Source organism: Curvibacter delicatus NBRC 14919 (genome assembly GCF_001592265.1).
GTDB lineage: Bacteria > Pseudomonadota > Gammaproteobacteria > Burkholderiales > Burkholderiaceae_C > Hylemonella > Hylemonella delicata.
On sequence record NZ_BCWP01000091.1, the window covers coordinates 1 to 1,306 of the forward strand.

Here is a 1,306-nt window from a genome sequence, read left to right on the forward strand (position 1 = left end):
GGTGGTGACTGTGGCGTCGGCCGTGATGCTGACCGCCCCCCCGTTGCCGTTACCCACGCCCGTAGTCGTGAGCGCGCCGGTGCTGATGGCCTGACCGAGCAGGCTCAGGTTCTTGCCGGCGCCCGTGGTGGCGCCGGTGATGGTGATGTTGCCCTGGTTGCCGCCGCGACGGGTGTCGACTGTCACGTCGCTGGCCAGCGTCACTGCGCCGGTGATGCTCACGTGGTTGGCGGCCACGTCGGCGGTACGGATGTCGCCGCGCAGCGTGGTGGTGGAGGCCGTCAGCGCCACCGAGGCGATCTCGTTGCCGCTGCCAATCTGGCCGACATTGAGGGTGCCCAGACCGGCGTTGAGGTTGACTGTTTCGGCCGAATGGCCGCGAATGCCGGCAAAGGCATTGATGGCACCGTTGGTCGTCGTGGTGCCTGCGGTACTGACCTGCAGGTTGGAACCATCGGCCAGCAACAGGGTGCCGCCATTGGCATCGGCGGTGTTGCCGAAGGTGATGGCGTCGGCACTGCTGCTGAAGGTGGTGGTGCTACCCGCGTTGACTTTCAGGGTGTTGCCCGCGCTGGCAATGTAGGTCTGCGCGTTAGCGTTGTAGGTGGTGCCATTGAAATTGATCTCACCGGCGTCGCTGCCTGCTGAGGTGGCTGTGAGCGCCGTGGCGCCGGTCACGCCAGCGGTCGCGCCGCCGATATTGGCCACGCTGATGTCGTTGCCCGCCACGGTGAGCGCCGACAGGGCCATGGTGTTGCCGATCGCACCAGCCACGCTGACGTCGCCCGTGCCGGCGGTCAGCACCAGGGCACGGGCGCCGCCGGTGCTGTCAACCGTGCCACCCAGCTCCATGTTGCCGCCCGTGCCCACCACGCCGGTGGTACCGCCGCGCGAGGACAGCGTGATGGTCGTGGCGTTGAGCAGCGCGTTGTCCTTGACGGCAATCTTCGCGCCGGCACCAGAGGTGCCGCCGCCGATCGAGTTGCCGCCCTGGGCCGTCAGGCTGCCGCCCAGGGTGAGGGTGGGCGTTGCACCGCCGGCATCGAGCGTGATGGCGCCAGCGTTACCGCCGTTGGCGACGCCGGAAGCCCCGGCATTGCCGCCGCTGCTGGTGATGGCGAGCGCCGTGAAGCTGCCATCGCTGGCCGCCAGCGACACCGCGCCGCCATGGCCGCCGGCCTGATCGGCGCCGTTGCCGGCACTGCCACTGGCCGTGATCGCCCCCACCGAGGTGATGGTGCTGGCGCTGACGGTCACACTGCCGGCGTTACGCCCGGCGGTGCCCGCCTGTGCGGTGCCACCGCCC

The 1,306-nt window shown here is 69.5% G+C and carries 1 protein-coding gene; it reads right to left on the bottom strand.

Annotation, left to right across the window (positions count from 1 at the left end; all coding sequences use genetic code 11):
- On the bottom strand, positions 1 to 1,306 hold a 1,306-nt coding region (locus CDE01S_RS18775; RefSeq protein ID WP_369406375.1), incomplete at both ends, for a beta strand repeat-containing protein.